The sequence below is a fragment of the Candidatus Thiosymbion oneisti genome (genome assembly GCF_900092655.1).
Lineage (GTDB): Bacteria > Pseudomonadota > Gammaproteobacteria > Chromatiales > Chromatiaceae > Thiosymbion > Thiosymbion oneisti.
In genome coordinates, this window is sequence record NZ_FLUY01001158.1 from 1 (window position 1) to 4,656 (window position 4,656).

Genomic DNA, 4,656 nt, shown 5'->3' on the forward strand with positions numbered 1-4,656 from the left:
AGCCCGTAGGGCGGGTCAGGCGCGTGCGCCAAGCGCCGCGATTGCCGCGGCGGTGGGCGCGCCGTCACCCGCCGGATGGCAGCCCGCAGGTCGGGTCAGACCAGGGCGACGGAGGTGGCTGGCATACGGCGGATGGCGTAAGCCTATCCGCCCTAGGCAGACTGTTGCGACACCCTCCGTGAGCCGGGGGCTTGCAGGCCTGGTTTTCGGGATCACCCTATCCGCCGCCGCAGGGTCCGATGACTACTGGACGCTCCCTGTCCCTCCCCAGGGGACTGCTCCTGCCGGCTATGTGGAGCCGGCAAAGGACCTTTCCCCGGCGGCCTGTGGGGTGTGTCACCGCAAGCAGTTCCGCGAGTGGTCGTCTTCGCTGCATGCCGGTTCGGCCCGCGGGGGCGTGCTGGGACAGCTGCCGGCGTTCGACCGGGAGACCCAGATTTCCTGCCTGAATTGTCACGCCCCAAGGAGCGAGCAACAGGCCAGGTTTCTGGCCGCCGATGCGGGCCAGGTGCAGTCGCTGAGCGGGGTCGATTGTGCGGCCTGTCATGTCCGCCGCCATCGCCGCTACGGCCCTGGCTCCAAGCCGATTACGCCCCATGGTCGGGTGGAGGCGCTGCCCTTGTTCAAGGACGCGGCGTTTTGCTCCCCGTGTCACCAATTTCCGGACTGGGGCGAGCGGGTCAACGGCAAGCTGTTGGAGGACACGGAGCAGGAATGGCGCGCCTCTCCCTATGCAGCCGCGGGCATCGGTTGCCGGGATTGCCACATGCCTGCCGGCAGCCACGCATTCAAGGGGATCCATGATCCGGGGATGGGCCGCCGGGCATTACAAGTGGAGATTCGGCGCAGGCAGGAGGGGATCGAGCTACGGGCGCGCAACCTCGGGGCCGGTCATGCGCTGCCCACCTATGCCACCCCCCGCATCCGGGTGATACTGCGCAGCGGAGGCCCGGAGGGCGCCGGACTGGAGCACATCATCCAGCGTCAATTGCAGTGGGACCCGGACATGGGCTGGACGGAGGTAGCGGATACACGGCTGGGCCCCGGCCAGGAGCTACGGCTGGCGCTCGCACTGGAACCCGCCGCGGACGCAGAGGCAGTCCTGTTCGTCGAGCCGGATGCCCTCTACGCTGAGCAGGTCTACCCGAGCCTCGAAGCATCCATCGGGGCGGACCTCGATCCGATCTCCTTGCGACTGCTCCGGGAGGCAAGGCACCGGGCCGGCCAAACCGGCTTCGTGCTCTATCGCGCCCGGTGTCCGCCTTGGCCGGGACGGGAGGTCGTATGCGCGATTGAATTCGATATACAGCTTGAGTAGGGCGGATGTGTCGCAGTAAAGCATCAACCGCGATCTTCCAACATCATTTGCGAAACCGGAGTACCCTTCGCGGTTAGCCGCAAACCGGCGCCGGTCGGTTTTCCCCCCGCCCAAGTCGCGGCGCCACCCGCCAGCAAACGGGTAAGGCCATTGTCCGAGGTGGTGGGTACTCCGATAATCCGCGCCACAGTTTTGCGGTGAGAGGTGATTTCAAGGCTTTGCCCAGCCTGTGCTCGGTAGAGGTATTGGGATAAATGAGCCTTCAATTCTCGTATGGAAACCTGCATTGTGACCCTATCTTGTGTCCGTTTCCGTAAATCGTGGTCACATATTTTATGCCTGTCAATCGTAGAATATCCCAACTCTGCGTCTCTAGGGTCCAATCGTCCATCACCTTTTGCGTCTGCGTCCTTCGCGCCTTTGCGGTTCAAGAGTTGACTTTGCTTGGCAGTCGGCTATGGTTGGGCGCGCAGTATCCTTACTGTTTCGCCTTGGTCGATCATTCTATTATGGAGGATTCCCGATGAACCTACGCCGCATCTCCCTTGCGGGGGCGCTTTTCTGTGTTCTCGCCTTGCTATCCGCAACCGCTTCCGCGACTCAGGTCCCGGGACCCCTGGTCGATACCCAATGGTTGCGGAACAATCTGGATAAGGTCGTCATTCTCGACGTGCGCAAAGACGTGAAGAGCTTCGGGAAAAGGGACAAGCGAGCGGGGGCGGTGAATCCCTGCGGTGTCGCGCAGCGGAAGGGGCCGCGCAAGGTCGCAGGTCACATACCGGGGGCGATGCTGGTGCCCTGGAACAAGGTTACCGCCAAGCGCAAGATAGCGGGTAAGGAGATCAAGGCCCTGCTGCCCGCAAAATCGGATTTTGAACGGCTCATGCAAAAATCCGGTGTCGACAACGACAGCGCCCTGGTGATTACCAGCAAGGGGGAAGCGATCATCCACATGGCGCTCGCCGCCCGTCTGTTCTGGACCCTAAAGTACTTTGGATTCGACAATGTGGCCCTCCTGGACGGCGGTACCGCCCAATGGATCAAGGACAAGCAGAAAATCGAATTCGGCAGATCCAAGGCCAAGAAGGGCGATTTCGAGGCCACCGCCGAGCGCGCCGAAATCCTGGCGAGCATGGAGGACGTCGAGAAACTGGCCGCGGGTCAAGGCACCGACCAACTGGTGGACGTGCGCAGCACTAGCGAGTATCTGGGACTTACGGCATCCGGAAAATTGGCCCGGGGCGTCAAGGGCCATGTCTCCGGGGCGAAGAGCTTCCCCATCAGTCTTTATGCCGACTCCTTCGGTACGGCTACCCTCTATGACAAGGACCGGATCAAACAGGTAGCGGCCCTATTCAAGGTGGATACTGAGGCCCCTACCGTCTTCATGTGCAGTGCCGGTGTGATGGCCAGCCTTGCTTGGTTCGTCACCTACGAGCTGATGGGCAACCAGAATGCGCGGCTCTACGACGGTTCCATGCACGAGTGGAGTCACAGCGGCAAGTCCGTGGTATCGATTGACTGAAAAAATGGTCAGCGCCATGAACCGAGCTGCGTATGCCAACAGACAAAACGACCGCTCGGCAGCGAGTCTCTCTCGCTGCCTTGCCCTAATCCTTCTAGTCCTCATAATCGCCGGTTGTACGGCACCGACCACGACCCGAGAACCATCCCCGGCAACGGTTGCCGACGCCAAGGAGTATCGGTCGCCCGGCATCCGCATTCGGCTCATCAATGCCCTACGGGCAGGGGACCGGGGTACACTGCTCGAAAGTCCGGGCTGGGTCGAATATGTCTTTGCCATCGACAACACCGGTAGCAGACCCCTTACGGTCCACGATGTAAAGCTCCTGAACGCGGACGGGCGCTATCTGGCCGCGGCGGATTCCTATGAACAAATCATTGCCCCTCCCAGTGCGGGGGGCCAAGTAGCCGCCAGCACCGCCGGTGCAGCGGTCGGACAGGTCATCCCGTTCGGGGGAGCGATCGTCGGCATCATCTCCGATGCCATCTCCGCTTCCACCGCCCAATCCAGGGAAGACGCCAAACGGGCATTCGAACGGCACAAGCTCAAAGCCGTCGAGCTGGCACCGGCAGGAAAGATAACCGGCAGCGCCTGCTTGCCCGATTTGGCGGCAAACCAAGCCAAGGCCCTGGTCATCAGCTACGGCCACGGCGATCAAACAAAACAGATCGAGATCCGGTTGTCACGTCGGGGGGCCTGAGTGCATATTCCCATCGTGTATAATGTCGGAAGCGGATATAATGTGCAGATCTACGTGAATCCTAGAGAGGATTGCCCCATGAAAAACATGCTCGCAATAATCGTAATCGGCTTGGGCACCGTAGGGTGTGCCTCGATCAACTCTCCAGACGATCCTTACTTCATGTTCCAGCACGAAAGGTACAGGACTAAAGCGGCACACGCGGCCTTCATCGGCTCCATCGGGATTCTCCGCCGCTTAGGCCGCAACCATTTTGAGATCAAGGCCCAGCCAGAATGGGAGAAGATTGAAGTGACGCGGACGGCTGATTTCGCCCTGGACGCGGAAAGCGTCCAAGAGATAAAGGCTAATGCAGAGTCAGGCAAAGTCCTCGAAAAATTCGGTGAGCTGGTTGTGAGTACTGATAATGAGAGGAAAAAAGGGAATAAGGGAAAATTCAGCATCTTTCAGATAACCAATCTTTGGGAGCTTCGGGATGAGCTGAATAGGCAGCCAAAACTCCTCCGGCAACTGGCATCGGACGGGGATTATCGAATCGTTCTGCTGATGGCAGCGGTCTACGACCACAACTACTATAAGGACCTCGAAGGCGAGACTGGAGTCAAGTGGACCCTGACCAACGAATCCGGCGTTCCGAAACTGTCTATCGATGCCAAGAGAAAGAAAAAAGTAGTTCTCAACTACAACGATGGCACCCGCGTCGCTTATCAAATCGGTCGGTTCTGCTGGGTCAAAGACGAACGGAAAATCTACGAGATTCTCGTTGACCTTCCGGGCCTGGATTTCTTCGAATGTCCCAGAGGATCCGGAACCTGGTGGCTCGCGATGAGCGTACCCCATATGCCCTATGCAGACCGGTGTCCGGCTATCGACGCTGGCGACAATCCCAAGTTGATCCACCGAATCGCATGATTTTGCTGTAGGGAACGCCCTCTGTGGCGTTCCGAACAGTTTGCGGAACGGCACGGAGGCCGTTCCCTACAAATGCAATAGCGTTTGAAATTGGGTACTAGTACCTAGTTTCGACCGATATTGTAAGTTCATAGTATCTGCTGGCTCACACGCTTGGTTCACACGCTCCAGTGCGGGGACTAGCAATATCGAGCGAAACTA

General features: G+C 59.5%; 5 protein-coding genes. 4 read left to right on the forward strand and 1 reads right to left on the reverse strand.

Annotated elements, in window-relative coordinates:
- Window positions 1-1,318: multiheme c-type cytochrome (locus tag BQ17_RS11830; RefSeq protein ID WP_089727308.1), on the forward strand; the 1,318-nt coding region annotated here is incomplete at its 5' end.
- Window positions 1,319-1,341: 23 nt separating this feature from the next.
- Here the strand turns inward: BQ17_RS11830 and BQ17_RS11835 are convergent.
- Window positions 1,342-1,605 carry a type II toxin-antitoxin system Phd/YefM family antitoxin gene (locus BQ17_RS11835; RefSeq protein WP_089727310.1) on the reverse strand — a complete coding sequence of 88 codons (264 nt, stop codon included), beginning with the start codon at window positions 1,603-1,605 and terminating at the stop codon, window positions 1,342-1,344.
- Between the two features lie 236 nt (window positions 1,606-1,841).
- Between BQ17_RS11835 and BQ17_RS11840 the strand changes: the two genes are divergently transcribed.
- From BQ17_RS11840 to BQ17_RS11850, 3 genes are all read left to right on the forward strand, one after another.
- Window positions 1,842-2,843, forward strand: coding sequence for a sulfurtransferase (locus BQ17_RS11840; RefSeq protein ID WP_176722402.1), 1,002 nt, complete (start codon window positions 1,842-1,844; stop codon window positions 2,841-2,843).
- Window positions 2,844-2,859: 16 nt separating this feature from the next.
- A complete protein-coding gene (locus tag BQ17_RS11845) occupies window positions 2,860-3,543 on the forward strand; it encodes a hypothetical protein (RefSeq protein ID WP_141699247.1) in 684 nt (227 codons plus the stop codon).
- 78 nt (window positions 3,544-3,621) lie between these two features.
- A complete protein-coding gene (locus tag BQ17_RS11850) occupies window positions 3,622-4,455 on the forward strand; it encodes a hypothetical protein (RefSeq protein WP_089727317.1) in 834 nt (277 codons plus the stop codon).
- The last annotated feature ends 201 nt before the right edge of the window (window positions 4,456-4,656 follow it).

Bases quoted from the DNA above. Each gene is read 5' to 3' on its own strand.
- BQ17_RS11840 (WP_176722402.1), top strand. From the start codon at position 1,842: ATGAACCTACGCCGCATCTCCCTTGCGGGGGCGCTTTTCTGTGTTCTC.
- BQ17_RS11850 (WP_089727317.1), top strand. From the start codon at position 3,622: ATGAAAAACATGCTCGCAATAATCGTAATCGGCTTGGGCACCGTAGGG.
- BQ17_RS11845 (WP_141699247.1), top strand. From the start codon at position 2,860: ATGAACCGAGCTGCGTATGCCAACAGACAAAACGACCGCTCGGCAGCG.
- BQ17_RS11835 (WP_089727310.1), bottom strand. From the start codon at position 1,605: ATGCAGGTTTCCATACGAGAATTGAAGGCTCATTTATCCCAATACCTC.